We start from the raw sequence: 24,232 nt of genomic DNA on the forward strand, positions 1-24,232 counted from the left end.
GGATTTTTTATGAGACAAACAATTAAATATGAATTTTGGGTCGGGTTATTTTTATTACTTGGTATTGGCGCCTTAGTTTTTTTAGGTTTACGCGTAGCCAACGTACAAGGTTTTGGTGAGACGAAATCTTATACTGTGACGGCAACTTTTGATAATATTGGTGGACTAAAAGTACGTGCACCATTAAAAGTCGGTGGGGTCGTTATTGGGCGAGTGAGTGCTATTACGCTTGATGAAAAAAGCTATTTACCAAAAGTTAGTATTGCGATTAACCAAGAATATAATGAAATCCCAGAAAACAGTTCTTTATCAATTAAGACATCTGGCTTATTGGGTGAGCAATATATTGCATTGACAATGGGATTTGATGATGGTGAATCGGCTATGCTTAAAGAAGGTAGCCAAATTCAAGATACAAAATCTGCAATGGTGTTGGAGGATTTAATCGGCCAATTCCTTTACGGCGATAAAAAATCTGATGGTAACAGTGAAAAGACTGAGCCTACAGTACAATAACAACTAACATTTATTTAGGAGATTTATGATGAAATTTTTCCAAGTGAAAAAATGGTTTGCAATTTTAACCTTAGTATTTACCGCACTTTTTGCTGCAGGTACTGCTATGGCTGAAACAAATCCTTATGTATTAATGCAACAAGCGTCAGATAAATTGTTTTCTGATATTCAGGCAAATCAAAGCCAGATTAAAAAGAATCCAAATTATTTACGTACTATCGTTCGTAATGATTTACTGCCTTATGTTCAAGTCAATTATGCAGGTTCTTTAGTTTTAGGTTCTCATTTCAAATCTACTACGCCTGAACAACGTGAAAAATTCTTTAAAGCTTTTGGTGATTTTATTGAACAAGCTTATGCACAAGTATTAACGGCATATTCAAATCAACAAATCCAAATTGAGCCAGAAAAAGCATTAGGTGATAAAAACTTAGTAAATATTCGTGTGAATATTATTCAAACCAATGGTGCAGCACCAATTAAATTAGATTTTAAATGGCGTAAGAATGGTAAAACGGGTGAATGGTTAGCTTATGACATGGTTGCTGAGGGCGTGAGTATGGTTGTAACAAAACAACAAGAATGGAGTAGTATCTTACGTCAACAGGGTATTGATGCATTAACGGCTCAAGTACAAAAATCAGCCGCTCAACCTGTAACATTCAGCAAATAATTTTGTTGCCATGTTAAATTGGGATTTAAAGAAAAATGATGATAAGATAGCGCTCCTTTTGTCAGGGGAGCTATCTCGCAACACGTTGTTGCCTATGTGGCAGCAACGTGACGTTTTTTTATCTGCTAATGCGTTGGATAAAACAGTTGTTGAATGGGATTTGTCTGGTATTCAACATATTGATTCAGCCGGTTTTGCAGCGCTTTGTGATTTTTTAAGAGAGTGTCAAATGCTTAACAAAACAGTGCGATTAGTTTATCCACCAAAACAATTATTAACCCTTGCAGATCTTGTTGGTTTGTCTGATTGGATCGCAAATTTTACAGATATTAATTAAACGGAAATTTGATGGAACTTCAAGAAATTGAACGAATTTTAAAAGATGCGCTAAACGTAGAAGAGGTTTATGCTCAAGGTGAAAATGCGCATTTTGGCGTGATTGTAGTGAGTGATGAAATTGCTGCACTGTCTCGCGTAAAACAACAACAAACAATTTATGCTCCGTTAATGGCTTATTTTACCACTGGCGAAATTCACGCGTTAACAATTAAAACTTATACCACTGAAAAGTGGAAACGTGATCGTGCATTAAACCAACTTAATTAAGGATTCAAAAATGGAAAAATTTCGTGTTTATGGGCAATCTCGTTTAAGTGGAACCGTGAATATTTCAGGTGCAAAAAATGCCGCACTTCCAATTCTTTTTGCCGCTATTTTAGCAACAGAACCAGTTAAACTCACGAACGTTCCTGCGCTTAAAGATATTGAGACCACGTTGAAAATTTTACGTAAATTAGGCGTGGTGATAGATCGTGATGAAACTGGCGCAGTTTTATTAGATGCATCAAATATCGATCATTTCACCGCACCTTATGAATTGGTTAAAACCATGCGTGCTTCGATTTGGGCATTGGCGCCTTTAGTCGCTCGTTTTCATCAAGGCCAAGTATCTTTGCCTGGTGGTTGCTCTATCGGTGCTCGTCCAGTTGATCTCCATATTAGTGGTTTAGAAAAATTAGGCGCGGACATCGTTCTTGAAGAAGGCTATGTAAAAGCACAAGTATTAGATCGTCTTGTGGGAACTCGCATTGTAATGGAAAAAGTGAGCGTAGGTGCAACTTTATCTATTATGATGGCAGCAACGCTTGCGAAAGGAACCACCGTAATTGAAAACGCGGCTCGTGAGCCTGAAATTGTAGATACCGCTGATTTCCTCAATAAGATGGGCGCGAAAATATCTGGTGCAGGTTCTGATCACATTACGATTGAAGGTGTTGAACGTTTAACTGGTTGTGAACATAGTGTCGTACCAGATCGTATTGAAACGGGTACATTCTTAATTGCCGCAGCAATTTCGGGCGGTCGTGTTGTTTGTCAAAATACTAAGGCTGATACTTTAGATGCAGTGATCGATAAACTTCGTGAAGCTGGCGCTCAAGTTGATGTTACTGAGAATAGTATCACTTTAGATATGCTTGGAAATCGCCCTAAAGCAGTGAATATTCGTACTGCACCACATCCAGGTTTCCCTACTGATATGCAGGCGCAATTCACCTTATTAAATATGGTAGCAGAGGGCACAAGTATTATTACTGAAACGATTTTTGAAAATCGCTTTATGCATATTCCTGAATTAATTCGCATGGGCGGAAAAGCTGAAATTGAAGGAAATACTGCCGTATGTCATGGTGTTGAACAGTTATCTGGTGCAGAAGTGATGGCGACAGATTTACGCGCATCAATCAGTTTGGTTCTTGCAGGTTGTATCGCAACAGGTGAAACCATAGTAGATCGTATTTATCATATCGATCGTGGTTATGAACATATAGAAGAGAAACTTCGTTGTTTAGGTGCTAGAATTGAACGTTTCTCTGGAGAGAGCTAAGTTTAATAAAATAAACTAACTATTAGATTCATTTAATATAGGGGCTAATTTCGAGTTTTTCAGAAATTAGCCCTCTGTTTATCAGTAATTATTACTTTTTAAAAAACTTAAACTCCGTCCATTGATAATATCGCTCGCCTGCTTTTTGAATTCCGCCGTAATTTTGCCATTCAGGATGATTAGTCGTGTCAGGTAAACATTGAGTTTCCAGTGCTACGCCAGAAAAATCAGCATATTTTCCGCCGTTTCTCGTTGGTGTACCGGCAAGATAATTACCCGTATAAACCTGCAATGCGGCTTGCGAGGTTCTTACTTCTAAACTTAAATCACCAGTTGGAGAAGTCAGTAACACGCAAGGCTTTTGCCAAGCTTTGTTGACAATAAACGAATGATCGTAACCTTTTGTTGCTTGCTGATCCCCTTGCAAAAAATCTTGTTTGATGGGTTTAGCAATACGGAAGTCAAAACTCGTATTCACTACGTGCTTTAATGGAGAATTAGGAATCCCATCATTATCTACAGGCAGATAAAAATCACCATTTAAACGTAATGTATGTTCACGCACGTCACTGCCTTGCTCTGCATTTTCTAAATTGAAATAAGCATGGTTCGTTAGGTTCAATGCGGTATCCTTATCACACATCCCTGCATATTCAATTTTTACGCTATTATCATCTGTTATCGTATAGGTTACAGATACATCCACATTACCAGGAAAACCTTGATCACCATCCACTGAATATAATGAAAAACACACAAAATTCTCACCGCACTCTTGAATTTTCCAACGGCGTTTATCAAAGCCCTCTCCACCGTGAAGCTGGTGTTTTCCTTGATTACTTCTCAATTGAATGAGTTCACCATTCAATTCAAATTGTGCATTTGCAATACGATTTGCGTAACGCCCAACACTTGCGCCTAAATAGCTTTGATGAGTGGGATAATCCTCTACCTTACAACCCAATAAAACTTCGCGTAAAGTGCCATTTACTGGCACTTTACAGGAAAGCCAAGTTGCGCCCCAATCCATAAATTGAACACGCATCCCATTTTCATTTTGCAGTGTTACAAGCTGATAAGGTGCACCATCAGGCGCATTAAAAGTGGTTTGTTCTAACATCATTTTCTCTTAAATCACTCGAACACCTTGTGATGCAGTGCACACATAAAAAGTTTCTTTTAAACCAGTCGTTTTCTCGTAATTATCCGCAATAATTTTACGAACTGCATCGACTTTATCATGTGGTGCAAGTGCTACAATACAACCACCAAAACCGCCGCCCGTCATACGTGCCCCGCCACCTTTGCCAATAACAAGTTGGGCCAATTCAACTAAATAATCAATTTGTGGCACGGTGATTTCAAAATCATCACGCATTGAATCATGAGATTCCACCATTAACTCACCTAAACGGGTCAAATCATTCTTCTTCAATGCTTCCACTGCATCGAGTACTCGTTGATTTTCTGTGACGACATGACGAGCACGTTTTGCTGCTAATGGTGAAAGTGCGGTCAATTCTGCTTCTCTTTTTCGGAATTGTTCAACTGAAACATCACGCAATGCTTTTACTCCAAAAAATTTTGCTGCGTCTTCACATTGCTGACGGCGAGTATTGTATTCACCCGTTACCAAATCGTGCGGTACGTTTGAGTTCACAATAATAACGGCGACATCTTGTGGCACGGGTGTTGGAATGGTTTCAAGACTACGACAATCGATCATCAGTAAGTGATTTTCCTGCCCAAGTGCGGAAATTAACTGATCCATATTGCCACAATTTGCGCCAACAAATTGGTTTTCCGCTTTTTGCCCATTCAATGCAATATCCGTGTGAGAAAGTGGTAAATCGCCAAGTTGTTGGCAAAATTTACCCACCGCAACTTCTAACGCTGCAGATGAACTTAATCCAGAAGAAAGCGGCACATTTCCAGAAATCACTAAATTTGCACCTTGTTGAAAGTGCGGGTAACGTTCTTGGATAAATTTTACAACCCCACGCACGTAATTAGCCCACTTGTGTTCACTCTTAGGAATTTCAGTATTGAGAGAAAATTCATCAGTTTCATCAAGATCCGCTGCATAAACATTCCAAATATGATCATCTCGTTTTGTACCAGAAACGGCCGTACCAAAATTAATCGCACAAGGCATAACAAAGCCGTCGTTGTAGTCGGTATGTTCGCCGATGATATTTACTCGGCCAGGTGCATAGATGGTAATTTCTGGCAAATTTTTATTCTGTTTATTGAAAATTTGTTGAGCATTTTGGATTGGGGTCATATTTCTATCCTTTATATTAAATCTGTACTCGATCTACCCCCTCTTTTGTAAAGAGAGGGACTGGCTATATTATTTAGTTCTTTCTTTATAATGAACTTCACTCAAAGCACATAATCGCTCTGCGGCCTGTTCCGCCGTTAAATCGCGTTGGCTTTCGCCTAACATTTCATATCCCACCATAAATTTACGCACGGTTGCTGAGCGTAAAAGAGGAGGGTAAAAATGAGCATGTAGCTGCCAATGTTCGTTATCTTCGCCATTAAATGGTGCGGCATGGAATCCCATTGAATATGGGAAAGAGGTCTCAAATAGATTGTCGTATTTGGTCGTCAATTTTTTCAAAATAACCGCAAGATCTTTTGATTGTTCGTCACTTAATTCAGTTAAACGTTTTACATGAGCTTTTGGTAAAAGCAATGTTTCAAATGGCCAAACAGCCCAATAAGGCACTAAAGCTACCCAATGCTCAGTTTCAACGACAATACGTTCCTGTAACTCCAGTTCTCGTTTCACATAATCAACCAACATTACAGAACCATGTTCTAGTAAATAATCACGTTGTGTGCGATCTTCACGAGCAACTTCATTTGGTAAGAAACTGTTCGCCCAGATTTGGCCATGCGGATGTGGGTTCGAACAACCCATTGCCGCCCCTTTGTTTTCAAAAATTTGCACCCATTGGTATTTCGCGCCAAGTTCACGAAGTTGCTCTTGCCATACTTTAATCACTTCTTCAATCTCAAGTGCGGTCAATAATGGCAATGTTTTACTATGATCTGGAGAGAAACAAATGACTCGACTTTCACCACGAGCTTGAGAACTCTGGAAAAGTGGATCTGAGGATTTTTCAGGGGCTGGCGTATCTTCTAAAAGCGCGGAAAAATCATTTTTAAACACATAAGGTTTACGATAATCTGGATTTAATTCACCTGTAATACGCTTATTACTCGGGCAAAGATAACAAGTTGGATCATAACTTGGTTTTTGTTCTTCATTCACTTTTTCTTGTTGCCCTTGCCATGGACGCTTAGCACGATGTGGTGATACCAAAACCCATTGATCAATTAACGGATTATAGCGACGATGTGGATGCTCTGTTGGTTCAAAAATATCACTCATAATTGGCTCCCTTTCTAAATTGTAAACGATTACACAAAATACTGCGCATAAGATAGCAAATTCAAAAAAATAAACCGTGATCAGTATCACATAATGGGAAAATCTCTGAAAGTTTTTTGTGATCTCGGTTACAAATCAGAAAGTAACCGCTTTCAATTTTATTTAGAAAGAACATAATAAGAAACGTGATTTCATTATGGAGAGCATTCTATGAGCACCATTCATGATGTAGCCGAATTAGCCCATGTATCTATTGCTACTGTTTCTCGCGTTGTAAATCAACATCCCTCAGTGAGTGAAGATACCCGCCTTGCCGTAAGACAAGCAATTGAGCAACTTAATTATCAACCAAATGCAAATGCTAAAGCCCTTGCAATACAAAACACCGATACGATTGGTGTGGTTGTTACCGATGTAACAGACTCGTTTTTTGCTATTTTAGTGAAAGCCGTAGATAAAGTTGCAGAAGCACACCGTAAAACAATCTTGATTGGTATTGGCTATCACCATGCAGAGAAGGAACGTGAAGCTATTGATACTTTACTTCGCAAGCGTTGTAGTTGTTTAGTTGTGCATTCCAAAGCATTATCTGATGATGAACTTAGCCATTATTTGAAAACAGTACCAGGAATGGTGATTATCAACCGAGTGATTCAAGGCTATGAAAATCGTTGCGTAAGTTTAGACAATAAAAAAGGAACCTACTTAGCAACGGAAATGCTTATCCGTTGTGGTCATAAACATATCGCATATATTGGATCTAACCATGCAATTTTCGATGAAATTGAGCGTCGAGATGGTTATCTGACTGCATTAAAAGATCACAATTATCCAATTATTGAGCATGCCATCACGCACAATTCACCAGACTTCGAAGGTGGAGAAAAAGCTATGATTGATTTGCTTAGTTATAACAAAGATCTCACTGCAGTTGTGGCTTATAATGATTCGATGGCTGCGGGAGCCATTTCAGTTCTCAATGAAAACAATATTAGTGTACCAAGCCAATTTTCAATCATTGGTTTTGACGATATGCCAATTGCTCGTTATTTAATTCCTAAATTGACGACTATTCGCTATCCTATTGATTTAATGGCAACTTATGCAGCTAATCTAGCATTAAGCCTTGTCGATAATGAGGTGAGAACGCCATCAACAATTCAGTTTAACCCAACATTAGTACGTCGTTTTTCTGTGAAATCTATCTAAATTTGAAGATAAACACACTCATAAAATGTGATAGTGATCACAAATCCGAATTTTTAATGTAATCGTTTTCATTTTATGTGAGTTTGATCACAGATTCCGAGTAAATTATTCGCTAATATGGCATCAATTGCAGAATGTCATGCAATATTTATCTCTAACATCAACATTCCAAAATAGGAGCGTTATTATGAAAAAAACAGCAGTATTAAGTGCGGTTGCTTTGGCTATCGGTTTAGGAGCAGTATCTTCAAGTTTTGCAGCTGATAGTAAAATCGGCGTCACTATTTACAAATATGATGATAATTTTATGTCATTAATGCGTAAAGAAATCGACAAAGAGGCTAAAGCAGTTGGCGGTATTAAACTTTTAATGAATGACTCCCAAAATGCACAATCAATTCAAAATGACCAAGTTGATGTATTACTTTCCAAAGGTGTGAAAGCTCTTGCAATTAACTTAGTTGACCCAGCTGCAGCACCAACCATTATTGGCAAAGCAAAACCAGATAACATTCCTGTTGTATTCTTTAATAAAGACCCAGGTGCAAAAGCTATCGGTTCTTATGAACACGCTTACTATGTAGGTACTGATCCAAAAGAATCAGGCTTAATTCAAGGGGATTTAATTGCAAAACAATGGAAAGCGAATCCAGCCCTAGACTTAAATAAAGATGGTAAAATCCAATTCGTATTATTAAAAGGTGAACCAGGTCACCCAGATGCTGAAGCGCGTACAAAATTTGTAGTTGAAGAACTTAATGCGAAAGGTATCCAAACTGAACAATTATTTATTGATACTGGTATGTGGGATGCTGCAATGGCGAAAGATAAAGTAGATGCTTGGTTATCTAGCTCTAAAGCGAACGACATTGAAGTAATTATTTCTAACAACGATGGTATGGCACTAGGCGCATTAGAAGCAACCAAAGCACATGGTAAAAAACTACCTATCTTCGGTGTGGACGCATTACCAGAAGCATTACAACTAATCAAAAAAGGGGAGCTTGCTGGTACTGTGTTAAACGATGGTGTGAACCAAGGTAAAGCAGTTGTTCAATTATCTAACAACTTAGCACAAGGCAAAGCAGCTACTGAAGGCACAAAATGGGAATTAAAAGATCGTGTTGTACGTATCCCTTATGTTGGTGTAGATAAAGACAACTTAGGCGACTTCTTAAAATAATTTCTCATCAATTTTTGTTGTAATCCAAGGGGAAGTTGCCCTTCCCCTTTTTAACGAGGTTGGATATGACATCTCAAACTCAAAGCCAAGACAGCCAAGTGCTGCTCACAATGACCAATGTCTGCAAGTCCTTTCCTGGCGTAAAAGCCTTAGATAACGCAAACTTAACGGTTCGTTCACATTCTGTTCATGCTTTAATGGGTGAGAACGGCGCGGGCAAATCTACATTGCTAAAATGCTTATTCGGCATTTATGCCAAAGATGAAGGTGAAATCCTTTTCTTAGGTCAACCTGTCAATTTTAAAACATCTAAAGAAGCCCTTGAGAATGGTATTTCAATGGTGCACCAAGAACTCAACCTCGTGCGCCAAACTAGCGTAATGGATAACTTGTGGCTTGGACGCTATCCACTTAAAGGACCTTTTGTCGATCACGCAAAAATGTACCGTGATACTAAAGCGATTTTTGATGAATTGGATATTGATGTAGATCCTAAAGAAAAAGTCGCCAAACTTTCAGTTTCTCAAATGCAGATGATCGAAATTGCGAAGGCGTTCTCGTATAACGCTAAAATCGTAATCATGGATGAACCCACATCCTCGCTTTCTGAAAAAGAAGTTGAGCATCTGTTTAAAATTATCGACAAATTAAAACAACGCGGTTGCGGCATTATTTATATTTCTCACAAAATGGATGAAATCTTCAAAATCTGTGATGAAATTACTATTCTACGCGACGGTAAATGGATCAACACGGTAAACGTGAAAGAATCCAGCATGGAACAAATTGTCGGAATGATGGTAGGGCGTGAATTAACACAGCGTTTCCCTGAAAAAACAAATACGCCAAAAGAAGTAATTTTACAGGTGGAAAATCTTACCGCTAAAAATCAACCATCCATTCAAGACGTATCTTTTGAATTACGAAAAGGTGAAATTCTCGGTATTGCAGGCCTTGTGGGGGCTAAACGTACTGATATTGTTGAAGCTGTTTTTGGCGTACGTGAATTAACCGAAGGAACTATCAAGTTACACGGAAAAACCGTAAAAAATCATACCGCACTTGAAGCGATTAATAATGGCTTTGCATTAGTAACTGAAGAGCGTCGCTCAACTGGTATTTACTCTAATTTAAGCATTGAATTTAACTCATTGATTTCAAATATGAAATCTTATCTCACCCCATGGAAATTACTTAGCACGAAGAAAATGAAAAGTGATACCCAGTGGGTAATTGATTCAATGAATGTTAAAACGCCATCACATAGAACAACAATTGGTTCTCTTTCTGGCGGTAACCAACAAAAGGTCATTATCGGTCGTTGGCTTTTAACTCAACCTGAAATTCTGATGCTTGATGAGCCGACTCGCGGTATCGACATTGGAGCAAAATTTGAAATTTACCAACTCATTCAAGAGCTCGCTAAAAAAGATAAAGGCATTATTATGATTTCATCAGAAATGCCTGAATTACTAGGTGTAACTGACCGTATTTTAGTGATGAGTAACGGTAAATTGGCGGGTATTGTAGAAACTGCAAAAACTTCACAAGAAGAAATTTTGCAACTCGCTGCGAAATATTTATAACAAAAGGAACAGATTATGAGTGCCTTACAAAAAAACAAATCCTTTGATTTCTTAAAGCAAAATGCCATTTATTTTGTGCTATTGATTTTGCTCGGTATTATTATTGCGCAAGATCCAACATTCTTAAATTTGATGAACTTTAGTAATATTTTAACTCAATCTTCAGTTCGTTTAATTATTGCACTTGGGGTTGCTGGTTTATTAATTACACAAGGAACGGACTTATCTGCTGGTCGTCAAGTAGGTTTGGCTGCAGTTATCTCTGCAACTATGTTGCAATCAATGGAAAATATGAACCGCGTATTTCCTGAAATGGGTGAAATTCCAATCCCAGTTGTTATTCTTGCCGTTTGTGCTGTAGGAGCAATTATTGGTTTAATAAATGGATTGGTTATTGCTTACTTAAATGTAACACCGTTTATTGCAACTATGGGAACCATGATTATCGTATATGGTTTCAACTCACTATACTATGATGCTGTAGGTGGATCGCCAATCGCTGGTTTTAGTGAAAATTTCTCAACATTTGCTCAAGGCTTTTTCCGAATTGGGAGTTTCAAACTTTCTTATATTACTATTTATGCTGCAATTGCTTCATTTTTGGTATGGATAATGTGGAACAAAACCCGTTTTGGTAAAAATATCTTTGCTATTGGTGGAAATCCGGAAGCAGCAAAAGTTTCAGGCGTGAATGTTGCACGTAATTTAGTTGTGATTTATATGATCGCCGGTGTGTTTTATGCCTTTGGTGGTATGCTCGAAGCGGGCCGTATCGGTTCTGCAACTAACAACTTAGGTTTTATGTATGAATTAGATGCGATTGCCGCTTGCGTAGTGGGTGGCGTATCCTTCGCGGGTGGTGTAGGTACCGTAATTGGTGTAATCACAGGTGTTATCATCTTTACAGTTATCAACTACGGCTTAACTTATATCGGTGTAAACCCTTACTGGCAATACATCATCAAAGGTAGCATTATTATTTTAGCGGTAGCCATTGACTCATTAAAATATGCGAAGAAGAAATAATTATTCTAGATAAAAAGAGTAGAGAAAATAACCGCACTTTGTAAAGTGCGGTTATTTTTTTGGGAATATTTTATATAATATTCATTATATAAAATAAACATCTATATTTAGAAAAACTAAACCTAGCTAATTTTATGGTTAATTAAAAGGTTACATTAAGATTTGTCCATAAGCGACGACCATCTTCAACAGTCCAGCTCCCCCCATTTGTATTTACTCTTTCACCTATTTCATTACCAATATTCAGAATAGCAATACTTAATGAGACGTTTGGATTAAATTTATAAGTAGAACCTAAATCTATAGTAGTATAAGCTCCACGAGTACGATATTGATGTTTGTTGTCGCCATTTCGAGGGTTTGCCCAAATTTGTTTACCTTTGTAAGCAACTCGTGTATAAGCACTAAAGGAATCATTTATTTCCCAATTTAATTTTGCACTGGCTGAATGTTTTGGGGTGTTATCAAGCGGTAACCCTCGCAAACTTATTTTAGAGGCTGAGATATCTTCATCTGATTGACGTTTAGAATCTTGATAAGTATAAGTTAAATCAGCATTCCAATAAGAATTAAATGGAATATGAGATGAAATCTCTATACCTTTAATATTAGCACGCCCAACATTAGCATATTTATAGAGTTTTGCTCCAGTTGCGGTATCTTGTAATCCGCTATAATAGCTTGTAAGTTTATTTTTGAAATCTGTATTAAATAATGTTATACCTGCGTTATATCCATTTTCATTGCTGTAAAGTAATGCGACTTCTTCATTTAAGCTAGTTTCTGGTTTTAAATTTTTGTTTCCGTAAATGACTCCAGCCCCAGCTTCAGTGGATGTTACATAACTTTCACTAATTTCTCGAATACTAGGTGCTTTAAAGGCTTTACCTAATCCACCTTTAATACTGAAATTATCATTAATGTGATATACCATATAAGCACGAGGACTCCAATAAGAACCATATTTTTCATGGTGATCTAAGCGAGAACCTAAAGTTAATAAAAAATCTTTGCTTAAATCAATGCGATCTTCTAAGAAAATTGCAGATTGTTTTATACTATTTTTACTACCTTCAAAAACTGCTCTTGAGGATTTTTTACCATTTGGTAATGATTTAATTTTTACTTGTGTGACCGAATCATCTTGTAATTTTGATTGCTGTACTTGCCCTCCAAAAACAAAGAAATGATTCGATAGCGGTAGCATAAATTTAGCATCAAAAACATTATTTTTAATTTCTGGTTTACGGCTATTTGTTACATTATTTGTACTTACTTCACGTTTTGCTATTTCCTGTAAGAAGCTTAATTCAGATGTTATAAACTCCCAGTCAGCTTGATGGGTTAATGACCAATGACTACGAGTAGCATGAGTTGAAGTAGGGTTATTTTTTGTAATGCTTGTGCCACGTGTTGTTGTTAAATCAATAGTTTTACCTGGAGTTTCATCTTTTTCTAAACTATGGCGTCCACCTTCTAAAATAAAGGTTTGTTTATTTACTGGGGTAAATGTAATTTTGGTATTGAGATTTTGATCTTTATTTTTATTAGATGCACCAATTAAATTATCTTCTTGGCGATAGTTACCTCCACCATAAATTTGAATGCCTAAAATATCTTTCATGATTGGGCCAGATACAAAAAAATTACCTTGGTAACCATTTCCAAAATCTGATTTATCATGAGCTGTAAACCCTGTTGAAATGGATCCTATCCATTTACTTGTTGCATTTTTGGTAATAATATTTACTACACCACCCATTGCATCTGAGCCGTAAAGTGATGACATTGGCCCCCTCACGATCTCAATACGTTCAATAGCATTAACAGGTGGAATAAAGCCTCCTTCAAAACCACCATTACCGTTTGGACGAGATTCTCGGGTATTTTGGCGATGTCCATCTACCATAATTAATGTGTAATCAGCAGGTAAGCCTCGAATTGAAATATCTGTTCTATTGGCATTGCTACCGCTTAAATTTACGCCAGGAATATCTTGTAAAGCATTTTCTAACCGATAAGATGGACGTTTTTTGAGTTGTTCTTGGTTAATTACGCTGATACTAGCGGGTGCATCACGAAATTCTTGAGATGAGCCTGATGCAGTTACAACAATTGGAGCAAGTATTTCTGTTTTTTGCTCGCTTGCGATTGCGGCTGTAGTTAGAAATGTAAGAATTGCTAGGTTCAAGGGTGATAGTTTCATTGTTATTGATTTCATGGGTTATCCTTAAATAGTTTATTGTTTCAAGCATGATACCTTTTAAGTAAAATTAAAAGTGCCAATCGAATTTCATCATAACTGTACGTGGACGACCATAGAAATTATTCATACCACGTGTTCTATTATAATTGTTCTCGAAATAAGTTTTATCAGTTAGATTTATGCCAATAAGGCTAAGATTAGCATTAGCTCCCAATGAATATTGGATATTGGCATCCCATAATGTATATCCAGCTTGCTCTATGTTATATAGACTACTTGTTGAACTTTGAGCTGATATTCCTCCTCCAATAGTCCATTTAGAGTTAGGAATTCGATATGATGTCGCTAATCGGAACATTTGTATCGGTGTGAAGTTACTGAAGTTATAAGGGTTAGCTTTTGAATTTTTAGCTAATCGTTCAGCATTAATTTCTTGTGCATTTTTATATTTACTTTTATTGTAAGTATAGCCTAGAAAGATTTGCCAATTCTCAGTAAGATTACCTGCAGTTTCAATTTCAAACCCTTTACTAACCACTCGACCAATTGGTTTCGCAATAGTTTCAAATGAGCCAAGTTTCCCTGATTTTCCAGGTATATAAGCAAAATCTACTACAGTTCGGTTTTTTTGTTCAATATGGAAGAATGCTATAGAACTATTTAAACGTTCTTCAAAGAAAGAGCCTTTCCATCCTATCTCAGTATTAGTTCCCATTAATGGAGGAAGAGCAGTTTTACTAGTAACATCGACATTGTCTTGTTGTTTAAAGATTTTTGTATAGCTCGCATATAGGCTCTGGTTATCTGTAAGATCATAAGTTATACCAAAGTAAGGAGTAAATTTATGCCCTTTAGCTCGTGCAGTATAATGCTCATGATCTTGTGCTAAACTAGATTGTGTTTGAAATGTACTTGCTGGTTTACCGTCATAAACGAGCATATCTTTGCTTTGTAATGTTGAGAAATGAGTAAATTGTAAACCTGTTAATAAATGCCATTTATCAGTAACATTAAAACGTGAACTCATTACTATTGAATGTGTACGGTTTTTGTTAAGATATTTAGAGTAATTGTAATTAGCAAGTTGCATATTATCTGGTTCTTGAACGTGTTTGTATAACTTGCGTCTACCATATTCGGTTGTACCGATTACTATTTTATTTCCATGTTCATCAACTTCATCAACTGGATCATAAATTGGCTCATGAGTTTCAGGATCTCTTGCTACAGTCCCGTCAGCATTATGTCTTAATACTAATTTATCTTTTTTGGAATCCTTGCAGCCAGACATATATACTTTATGATTACCTTTTTCATCATAAAGCCCCCAATTAGGTTCAGGAGTATTTTTTGTAAATGGTGATTTTTCACGCCCATTAGGATCTGGTTCACAAATACCTGCTAGATGCGCATGCACTCCTTCTGCTTCACTCTTAGGTTTTGCTCGATATGGAGTTTGAAAAATTTCAACATAATCAGATTCAATAGATTCGTTATTAAAACCATAACTCATATAAAAATCATGGGTACGATCTAATAATTGATAGTTACCTGAGAGATTTAGTTTAATTGCATATTGCTCATCTTTTTTACGATAATGAATAGGAGTTAAAGAGAATTTTCTATTCGTAGTACCTTTGGAATTAAGGGCAGAACCATACATCCAATTAGCAAACCTAGAATTAGCATCATTTGATATTCCAGATTCTTGCAATTTTTTGTCGACATAATCATTTTTATCTTGCTCAATACCAGGATCGAGCCAATCACTACATAAAAAATCTAGACCAACATCAGACATACATTGTTTAAATCCCTGTTTACGGGATTCGATACGCATATTTCTATAGTTAGTAAAATCTTTTTCATCAAGATGATGTTGAATATATTCTAATTTTTGTTTTTTATATTCAGCCTGAGCTTCATCACGGTAAGATTTTAATTTTTCTAATGCTTTATCTTTAGGCTCAAAAGGAATAACTTCCCCTTTTTCGGTTAAAAAGCCCGTAGCATCTTCTCCAGATAAACCAGCGGCATGTTCATCCTTAATAAAGTATTGGCCAATTTTCGCATCAGAATTATTTTGGGTATAAGATGCCTCAATACTAAATTCCCAATTATTATCTAGAAAGAATTTCGTTTCTGAAAAGAGATTGTATTTATCTCCTTTTAAGCGTGACCAACTTTCACCTAGGTAAGTATTTCTTGGTAAGACAATAGGATGATTACAAGCCGGACGAGAAGAAAAAGGAGCTATCTTAGGATCTTTACAAGGTAATATAACACCTGCAAAATCGGGAACTTCATCTGTTTTTTGATACATACCACCTAATGTAAACAAACCTTTATCATGAATATTGGTTTCAAGTACACCATAAATCAATTTTTTTCGGCTTTTTACATTATCTTTAAAGGAGTTTGTTTTTTCATCCACTCCAACTAAGCGTCCACGCACGCTTTTTTCAGTATTCATGGGACCCGATATATCAAGCATTGTTCTAATGCTTCCTCGTTGATCTGTTGTGAATTCTCCTAAATGTTGAAATTTTTCAGTTGGGCGTTTTCGGATAAGATTAATAGTTCCACCAGGCTCTGAATTAGATTGAGTCAATCCAGTTGCCCCACGTACAACTTCAATATGATCATAAACAGCTAAATCCGTACTTGGTAGGACATCAATTTTAGCTGTATAACCAGAGCGACCACCAACATTAGTTGTAATATTATCTTCTGCAATTTGATCTACATAGAATCCACGAGAAAGAAAACGAGTTTGTAAGCCTGAATCACGAACAACATTGATACCGGTAGCATTTCTCATAGCTTCTTCAAGAGAATGAATTGCACGATCATCAAGTTGTTTTCTTGTAATAACGCTAACTGATTGAGGTGTATTTTTCCCTGAAATATGTAATCCAGTTGCTGTATTCATTGATTTAATTGAATATCCTTTACTTCCAGATGTCGAATTAACAGGGCTTTCATCTACAACATTAATTTGTTCTAAAGATTCAGCAAAAGCAGAAATATGAAAAGAAAAAATTGCTAAAGATATAAGACTCATTGAAAAGACTGGAACATGGTTATTTTTTTGTTGATTTTGGGGTTTATTAAACATTGCATTATTCAACATAATTTACTCCTGTTATTTTTGTATCCATTACAATCCCTTTTAATTTTAATGATAACAATTATCAAAATCAATATTTTAATTACAAAAAGTAGAGAGACGTTTTAGATTTAGAAAAATAAAGCGACTTACTTTTACATAAGTCGCTTTCAGGAAGGGCTAATTAATGTTTAGGTCTGAAGAAAATCATTGTAAAGATTTGCCAGAAGAAGGCTAGTGCACCGAAGATGAATACCACATCACCGCCTAGACGTACCCAACGTAAGGTATCGAATAATGGCTGTTGCATAAATTCTTCACTACGTGCATACCATAAGCCTTCTGAGATACTTGCATATCCTTGGATAACGCCGATAGGTAGTAAGCTTGATACGATCATAAGCACTAAACCGCCGTTTAATAACCAGAAGCCCCATTTCATTAACTTATCGTTAAATGGTGTATCTGGACGTAAATAACGAGCAATTAAGAAGACGAAGCCTAATGCTAAGAAACCATATACCCCGAATAATGCGGCGTGAGCATGAACGGCAGTGGTATTTAAGCCTTGAACATAGTAGAGTGAAATTGGAGGGTTGATTAAGAAACCAAATACGCCAGCACCTAACATATTCCAGAATGCGACGGCTACGAAGCAGTAAAGAGGCCATTTTAAGCGTTCCATCCAAGGTGCTTTTTGTTTCATTGCCCAATGTTCCCACGCTTCGTGACCTAATAATACTAAAGGTACTACCTCAAGTGCAGAGAATGATGCACCCACAGCAATAATTGGAGTGGTTGCACCCGCGAAGTATAAGTGGTGGAAGGTACCAGGAATACCGCCGATTAAGAACAATGCTGCTTCAGTAATGGTTGCCACAGTTGCAGTACGACGTGAAACTAAACCTAAACTTACGAAGATGAATGAGAGTGCCGCTACAGAGAATACTTCGAAGAATCCTTCTACCCATAGGTGAACTACCCACCAACGCCAGTATTCCATCACAGAAATATGAGTGTGCTCGCCGTAGAATAATGCTGGACCATAGAATAACCCGATCGCAATGACGGAAGCGAAGAACAATGCTAATAAGTTTTTATCACCGGGTTGTTTGAATGCATTCACTGTGCCGCGAAGCATTAAGACTAACCAGAACAAGATGCCTGCGAATTTCACTGCTTGCCAGAAACGACCTAAGTCAATGAATTCGTAACCTTGGTGACCGAACATAAAGCTCCATTCTTCAGGAAGAATATGCGCAATCGCTAAGTAGCTACCAGTAAATGAACCCACTACTAATACCACTAATGCCCAGTAGAGAACATCTACACCCAATTTTTGGAATTTCGGATCTTTACCACCATTGATGATTGGTGCAAGGAATAAACCGCCAGCTAAGAATGCCATTGCAATCCAGAATAATGCTGCTTGAATATGCCATGTACGCACTAATGAATAAGGTAAGTATTGAGAAATATCAATACCATAGAATTCTTGACCTTCAACGGTATAGTGAGCAACAATCGCCCCTAAGTTCACTTGCAGTAAGAATAATGCAAGCACCGTAAAGAGATATTTGCCTAATGCGCGTTGAGAAGGGGTAAGTTGTAATTTTGTAAGCGGATCGAATTCAGGTGTTGCTGGTTCTTTTTCATCTTCACGTTTTTTGAATGACCAAATCCATACCACGAAACCAATACCTGCAATGAGGAATACGACACTTGCAATAGACCAAATGACGTTTTCTGGTGTTGGTACGTTGTTGATTAACGGCTCATGTGGCCAGTTGTTGGTGTAACTTGCGTGAGTATTTGGACGTTCAGCTGAGGCAGTCCACGCTGTCCAGAAGAAGAATTTAGCTAAGTCTTTACGAGCTTGTAAATCAGGAAGAGTATTATCCTTCATCGCAAAGTGTTCACGAGTCACTTTAGTTGCAGGATCATCACTATATAAAGAGATGTAGTATTGTGCCGTTTTTTCCATTGCTGCTAAACGGGTGTTAGAAAGCACAACGGTACCGTTTTCAACTTTACTACCACGATATTCTTTGGTTAAACGCGCTTTTAATAAAGTTTGTTGTTCATCATTTAAATCAGCGAAGTTTTTACCAAACTCTTGATTCGCTGTAATGTCCAACCAGTTGGTTAGTTCACGGTGAAGCCAATCCGCTGTCCAGTCTGGTGCTTGATATGCACCATGACCCCAAACTGACCCCACTTGCATACCGCCTGTAGTTTGCCAAGCGGTTTGACCATGTAAAATATCATCGTGTGTAATCACTTTTTCACCAGATTCAGAAACATATTGTTGCGGAATCGGCGGTGCTTCACGATATACTTCGAACCCGTAGTAGCCTAAAATTGAGAATGACCCAATCAATACGGCAACTAATAGGTACCAGAACTTTTTATACTGTCCCATTTTATCACTCCTAGGTTATTGAAAAATTAACTTCCTATTTAAAATCATAGGTAAATATTTTACATAAAGCAAAATACCCGACTAATTATATCGGGTATTATGGCGTTAAAATAATACCCCAAACAAAGTAATTGACTAAATTAGTAGGTTATTTTGATTGGAATCAAAAAAAGTGTGATTAAAAAATGATTTAACCACACTTAAATGTTTAGTAATCAGATGCTTATTCAAAATTAAAATTGGAGTGATTGGCGAGATTAAAATTGGTTTGTGTAATTCTAATACAAAGAGCGGTGAAATATCACCGCTCTTTTATCTTTAAAGTTAATTAACGTTCATTCCAACGTTTAATAGACTCACGAATCACTTCTTTCGCTTCTTCTACATTGCCCCAATGCGTTACTTTCGTTGAGCCAGGTTTCTTAAGCGCTTTATAGTTATTGAAATGGAACTCAATTTGTTTAATTAAGTTTGCCGGTAAATCTGCTAATGAATTGTATGCATTGCCTGTATCACGATCATCTGCAGGAACACAAACGATTTTGTCATCCACTTCACCATCATCAACAAATTTCATGACACCAATTACTTTAGCCTCAAGGAATACACCTGTTGCTAATGGTTGACGAGTGATTAATAACACATCTAACTCATCGCCATCTTCATCTAAAGTTTGTGGAATGAAACCATAGTTAGTTGGTTTTGCAAAAATTGCAGGCTCAACACGATCTAATTGGAATGCCGCAACTTTACGATTCCATTCAATTTTATGGCAGCTACCTTCTGGAATTTCGTTTACTACATTGATAATGCCAGCATCTACATCGCCTGGCGTTAAAATTTGATTAAAATCAGCCATTTTGTTTCCTTCATTTTATCAAGTTAAAAAACGTGACAAGTATAGCAGTTTTTCTGCTGACTCGCAGTCTCATTTGTAGAGAAAATCAGCAAATAGATTATTTCATAACTATTCATAATTTTGACCACACTTTATTCTAAACAAAACTAACGCAAACGTTTACTTCTCATTTTTATGATGTAAAATAGCGCGCCTTATTCACTTCAATTTTTCACTCAACTTTAAGGAACACTATGCCAACTTTAGAAAAAACATTTGAGCTCAAGCAACGTGGTTCAACTGTTCGTCAAGAAATTATCGCGGGTTTAACCACGTTCTTAGCAATGGTTTATTCTGTAATCGTGGTACCCAATATGCTAGGTGCTGCAGGTTTTCCGGCGGAATCTGTCTTTATTGCCACCTGCTTAGTTGCAGGATTAGGGTCTATCTTAATCGGCTTATGGGCAAATGCACCAATGGCAATTGGTTGTGCAATTTCTCTTACAGCTTTTACAGCATTTAGCCTAGTAATTGGTCAAAAGGTTGCCATTCCTGTTGCGCTAGGCGCAGTATTCTTAATGGGGGTTGTGTTTACCTTAATTTCTGCCACGGGTATTCGTGCATGGATCTTGCGTAATTTACCATCCAGTATCGCTCACGGAGCAGGCATTGGTATCGGACTCTTTTTACTTTTAATTGCGGCAAACGGCGTTGGTTTAGTCGTCAGCAACCAAGCTGGCTTACCAGTAAAATTAGGCGATTTCACCTCATTCCCAGTCATGATGTCCTTAATTGGTTTGGCGCTCATTATCGGCCTTGAAAAAATGAAAATTAAAGGCGGTATTTTATGGGTAATTATCGCTATTACTATCGTAGGTTTAATTTTTGATCCAAATGTAAAATTTGGCGGAGAGATTTTCAAAATGCCAACATTTGGTGAAAATTCTCTTTTCTTACAATTAGACTTTATGGGCGCACTACAACCAGCAATCTTGCCTGTCGTATTTGCTTTGGTGATGACCGCCGTATTTGATGCAACGGGTACAATTCGCGCAGTTGCAGGTCAAGCAGACTTGCTTGATAAGGATGGTCAAATTATCAATGGCGGTAAAGCTTTAACTTCAGACTCAATCAGTAGCTTATTCTCAGGCTTATTCGGTACAGCACCAGCTGCTGTTTATATTGAATCAGCAGCAGGAACAGCAGCAGGCGGTAAAACAGGTATTACTGCAATCGTTGTTGGTGTGTTATTCCTATTAATGCTTTTCTTTCAACCATTAGCTTTCTTAGTGCCTGGATACGCAACTGCCCCAGCATTAATGTATGTTGGTTTATTAATGTTAAGCAATGTAAGCAAATTAGATTTCGATGATTTCGTTGGCGCGATGAGCGGATTAATCTGCGCAGTATTTATCGTACTTACCGCAAACATCGTAACAGGCATTATGTTAGGTTTTGCGGCATTAGTGATTGGAAGAATCGTGAGTGGCGATATTAAACGCTTAAATGTAGGGACTGTGATTATTGCAATCGTACTCGTTGCATTCTATGCAGGCGGTTGGGCATTGTCATAATTAAATAACAAAAGGGAGTATCTCATTTGCTACTCCCTTTGCTTATTGATGTAAATGACAAATATTATATAACTTTACTGATAATTCTTCCGTCTTTAACTTGCGTCGTGATACATTCACCTTTCTTCACATCTTGAGTACTTATTATTGCTTTTCCTTGAGCATTTTCCGCAATGGAATAACCTCTTGCCAATACCTTCAACGGGCTTAAACCATCCAATTTTCCGCATAACGTTGCCAGTTTATTTTGACGTTCCGTCACTTGGCGATTTACGAAAAAATTTAACCGCACTTGTAACTGCTCTAAGCGTTGTTGGTGACGTTGCACTCGATATGGCAATGGATTTTGTTTCAAACGAGAAGAAAGTGCGGTGAATTTTTGTTGTGTATTTTCAAACTGACGTAACATAGCAAGTTGCAAGCGATGCGTAAGCTGTTCATTTTTCGCTTGTTGAGTGCGTAACTGATTCTGTGGATGTTGATTTTGCAATCGTAAGGTTAGTTGTTTCAAACGCTGGCTTTTTCGCGTAAATAAACGATCAAATGCCATATCTAAACGTTGTTGTTGATGGCGAAGTTGTTGCAATAATTCATCTTGATTACGACTCACTAATTCAGCCGCAGCAGAAGGAGTCGGCGCACGAAGATCTGCCACAAAATCTGCAATCGTTACATCCGTTTCATGACCTACCGCACTGATAATGGGTAAGGTTGAACGAAAAATCGCTCTCGCCACTTCTTCTTCATTAAAACACCAAAGATCTTCTAATGAACCACCACCACGTCCAACAATTAATACATCCACTTCTTGTCGCAGATTGGCAAGTTCAATCATTTGCACAATTTCTGCGATCGCCTCTTTACCCTGAACCGCAGTGGGATAAATAACAACTTTTAAACTTGGATCACGGCGTGCCAAGATATGCAAAATATCTTGCAATGCCGCACCTGTAGAAGACGTAATAATCCCAACCGCTTTACTAAAGTGCGGTAGATTTTTCTTAAGATTTTGAGAAAACAATCCTTCCGCAGCCAACTTCATTTTTAATGCTTCAAACTGCTGTTGCAACAGGCCTTCACCAGCTGGATGCATGGAATCAATAATAAGCTGATAATCACCACGAGGCTCATATAAACTCACATTGGCACGCACAAGCACTTGCATCCCATTTTGTGGACGAAAAGCAACACGCAAATTCTTCATACGAAACATTGCACAACGCACCTGTGCATTTTCATCTTTCAGGGTTAAATACCAATGCCCAGACACGGGTTGCGTAAAATTAGAAATTTCACCCGTTAGCCAAATTTGTGAAAAATTCCCTTCGAGCATCTGGCGCGCAGCAGAGTTGAGTTGAGAGACGGAATAAATATTGTCTGACATGTTATTCAATTAACGCCCAACCATCATCAACCCAGTTACAAATTGAATCCAACAGTAAATCCATTGAGGTTTCAGGATCTTCGGTTTCATTAACTAAATTAGATAGAAATGCCCAATCCAAACTTTCACCATCAGATAAGCGTTTCAATACTTCAGTCTCAATCACATTAAGTTCATCTAACCACTCACCATTAGCATAAATTCGCAGTGGATTTTCGGTGTAAAGCAATTTACAATTGTTGTCTTGAGAAAGGAATGCCCCATCCTCTTCTAAAATTGACCGCACTTCATCAGGATCACACATTTCATCAGAGACTAATAACTCGTAACGACGAGAACTCACTGCACTTGCTACGGCTTGCTTAAACAATGCATCAAAAGCTTCTGAATGAGCCAATTTATCTAATAAAAGCTGTTTCATCGCTTGAATATTTTCATCCGTAAGTTTACCTGTACGTTGTTCAGACTGTCTTAAACGTAGCGGCAAATCAAACTCGCTTAAATTCAAATCAGGATCTTGATGACAAAAACCTTTACTTATACCATCAATTAAATTGCTTAAATTTGGATAACGCAAACCAAAAGAAAAGGTTAAACAATCATCTTCAGCCACACCATAATGCGCCATACGCGCTGGAATATAGAGAATATCGCCCGGATTCATGACTTCATCAATCACCAATTCACCCATATCATCAAAAATTCGGATTGGCTGATTGGGTTTAAATTCGGTACTTGGATCACACCATTTACCTAATTGCCAACGACGATGACCATATCCTTGCACCAGGAATACATCATACTCATCATAATGTTTACCAACAGAGCCACCTTTCGGCGCGTAAGACACCATAATGTCGTCACGTTGCCACTGAGGAATAAAGCCAAATTTGTTCCAAAGCTGTCCTAATTCAGGCGACCATTGCTCCAAATTTTGAACTAACACCGACCATTTTTCAGGTAATTTTTGAAAATCCTTGTCGCTTAAAGGGCTAAAAAAAACTTTCCAATCATCATCAGAAAATGTCTTCACTAAACGAGCAGTAACATCTTCATTTTGTGCAAGCTCAATAATATCTTGTGGCTCAAACTGCCCAACAATTTCAGGCAAACCGTTACGAATCACAAGTGGCTTTTTCTGCCAATAATCGCGTAGAAAAATTTCTGGTGTGATATGTTCAGGTAAACAAAAATCAACAGATGAAAGTGCGGTCATTT

General features: G+C 37.5%; 19 protein-coding genes. 10 read left to right on the plus strand and 9 right to left on the minus strand.

All coding sequences use genetic code 11. The features are described from left to right. Positions 1-9 precede the first annotated feature (9 nt). Genes mlaD through murA form a run of 5 tightly spaced genes read left to right on the plus strand, consistent with a single transcriptional unit; the run spans position 10 to position 3,074 of the window. A complete protein-coding gene (gene mlaD, locus C3V42_RS06830; RefSeq protein ID WP_046939092.1) occupies positions 10-516 on the plus strand; it encodes an outer membrane lipid asymmetry maintenance protein MlaD in 507 nt (168 codons plus the stop codon). 28 nt (positions 517-544) lie between these two features. Then, positions 545-1,189, plus strand: a complete 645-nt coding sequence (gene mlaC, locus C3V42_RS06835; protein ID WP_193388688.1) for a phospholipid-binding protein MlaC — start codon at positions 545-547, stop codon at positions 1,187-1,189. 10 nt (positions 1,190-1,199) lie between these two features. After that, entirely contained in the window at positions 1,200-1,526 is a 327-nt protein-coding gene (locus tag C3V42_RS06840) for a lipid asymmetry maintenance protein MlaB (protein ID WP_048953865.1), read from the plus strand. An 11-nt stretch (positions 1,527-1,537) separates the two neighbouring features. Beyond that, complete coding sequence (locus C3V42_RS06845) at positions 1,538-1,795, plus strand: BolA family protein (protein ID WP_005631356.1); 258 nt, start codon at positions 1,538-1,540, stop codon at positions 1,793-1,795. Positions 1,796-1,805: 10 nt separating this feature from the next. Continuing rightward, positions 1,806-3,074: a UDP-N-acetylglucosamine 1-carboxyvinyltransferase gene (murA, locus tag C3V42_RS06850; RefSeq protein ID WP_048953863.1), complete on the plus strand. Its 1,269-nt coding sequence runs from the start codon at positions 1,806-1,808 to the stop codon at positions 3,072-3,074. A 91-nt stretch (positions 3,075-3,165) separates the two neighbouring features. Here murA and galM read toward each other — a convergent pair whose 3' ends face one another. The 3 genes from galM to galT all read right to left on the minus strand — a co-directional run bounded on the left by galM (position 3,166) and on the right by galT (position 6,477). Then, positions 3,166-4,194, minus strand: coding sequence for a galactose-1-epimerase (gene galM, locus C3V42_RS06855; RefSeq protein WP_048953861.1), 1,029 nt, complete (start codon positions 4,192-4,194; stop codon positions 3,166-3,168). A gap of 9 nt (positions 4,195-4,203) precedes the next feature. After that, positions 4,204-5,358: a galactokinase gene (galK, locus tag C3V42_RS06860; protein ID WP_048953859.1), complete on the minus strand. Its 1,155-nt coding sequence runs from the start codon at positions 5,356-5,358 to the stop codon at positions 4,204-4,206. A gap of 69 nt (positions 5,359-5,427) precedes the next feature. Then, positions 5,428-6,477 carry a galactose-1-phosphate uridylyltransferase gene (gene galT, locus C3V42_RS06865; protein WP_048953858.1) on the minus strand — a complete coding sequence of 350 codons (1,050 nt, stop codon included), beginning with the start codon at positions 6,475-6,477 and terminating at the stop codon, positions 5,428-5,430. Positions 6,478-6,687: 210 nt separating this feature from the next. Between galT and C3V42_RS06870 the strand changes: the two genes are divergently transcribed. The 4 genes from C3V42_RS06870 (at position 6,688) to mglC (ending at position 11,481) form a co-directional block, all read left to right on the plus strand. Continuing rightward, positions 6,688-7,686, plus strand: coding sequence for a substrate-binding domain-containing protein (locus C3V42_RS06870; RefSeq protein WP_048953857.1), 999 nt, complete (start codon positions 6,688-6,690; stop codon positions 7,684-7,686). A gap of 187 nt (positions 7,687-7,873) precedes the next feature. Continuing rightward, positions 7,874-8,869: a galactose/glucose ABC transporter substrate-binding protein MglB gene (gene mglB / locus C3V42_RS06875; RefSeq protein ID WP_048953856.1), complete on the plus strand. Its 996-nt coding sequence runs from the start codon at positions 7,874-7,876 to the stop codon at positions 8,867-8,869. A gap of 65 nt (positions 8,870-8,934) precedes the next feature. Continuing rightward, complete coding sequence (mglA, locus tag C3V42_RS06880; protein ID WP_048953855.1) at positions 8,935-10,455, plus strand: galactose/methyl galactoside ABC transporter ATP-binding protein MglA; 1,521 nt, start codon at positions 8,935-8,937, stop codon at positions 10,453-10,455. A gap of 15 nt (positions 10,456-10,470) precedes the next feature. Continuing rightward, complete coding sequence (mglC, locus tag C3V42_RS06885; protein ID WP_048953854.1) at positions 10,471-11,481, plus strand: galactose/methyl galactoside ABC transporter permease MglC; 1,011 nt, start codon at positions 10,471-10,473, stop codon at positions 11,479-11,481. 142 nt (positions 11,482-11,623) lie between these two features. Here mglC and C3V42_RS06890 read toward each other — a convergent pair whose 3' ends face one another. The 4 genes from C3V42_RS06890 to C3V42_RS06905 form a co-directional block, all read right to left on the minus strand. Beyond that, entirely contained in the window at positions 11,624-13,702 is a 2,079-nt protein-coding gene (locus tag C3V42_RS06890; protein ID WP_048953853.1) for a TonB-dependent receptor, read from the minus strand. A gap of 52 nt (positions 13,703-13,754) precedes the next feature. Continuing rightward, a complete protein-coding gene (locus tag C3V42_RS06895) occupies positions 13,755-16,820 on the minus strand; it encodes a TonB-dependent receptor (RefSeq protein ID WP_239660848.1) in 3,066 nt (1,021 codons plus the stop codon). A 160-nt stretch (positions 16,821-16,980) separates the two neighbouring features. Then, a complete protein-coding gene (locus C3V42_RS06900; protein ID WP_048953852.1) occupies positions 16,981-19,218 on the minus strand; it encodes a nitric-oxide reductase large subunit in 2,238 nt (745 codons plus the stop codon). A gap of 328 nt (positions 19,219-19,546) precedes the next feature. After that, complete coding sequence (locus tag C3V42_RS06905; protein WP_048953851.1) at positions 19,547-20,077, minus strand: inorganic diphosphatase; 531 nt, start codon at positions 20,075-20,077, stop codon at positions 19,547-19,549. 233 nt (positions 20,078-20,310) lie between these two features. Here C3V42_RS06905 and C3V42_RS06910 point away from each other — a divergent pair, with 233 nt between their 5' ends. After that, the gene (locus C3V42_RS06910; RefSeq protein ID WP_048953850.1) at positions 20,311-21,630 is read left to right on the plus strand and encodes an NCS2 family permease; all 1,320 of its coding nucleotides are present in this window, start codon (positions 20,311-20,313) and stop codon (positions 21,628-21,630) included. A gap of 64 nt (positions 21,631-21,694) precedes the next feature. On the opposite strand, the gene xseA is transcribed toward C3V42_RS06910, so the two are convergent. Then, entirely contained in the window at positions 21,695-23,014 is a 1,320-nt protein-coding gene (gene xseA / locus C3V42_RS06915) for an exodeoxyribonuclease VII large subunit (RefSeq protein ID WP_106014076.1), read from the minus strand. A gap of 1 nt (position 23,015) precedes the next feature. Further along, a complete protein-coding gene (locus C3V42_RS06920) occupies positions 23,016-24,230 on the minus strand; it encodes a cupin domain-containing protein (protein WP_106014077.1) in 1,215 nt (404 codons plus the stop codon). Positions 24,231-24,232: the final 2 nt, after the last annotated feature.

Origin of the sequence: Haemophilus sp. oral taxon 036 (assembly GCF_002998595.1) — a bacterium.
GTDB classification, from domain to species: Bacteria; Pseudomonadota; Gammaproteobacteria; order Enterobacterales; family Pasteurellaceae; genus Haemophilus; species Haemophilus haemolyticus_K.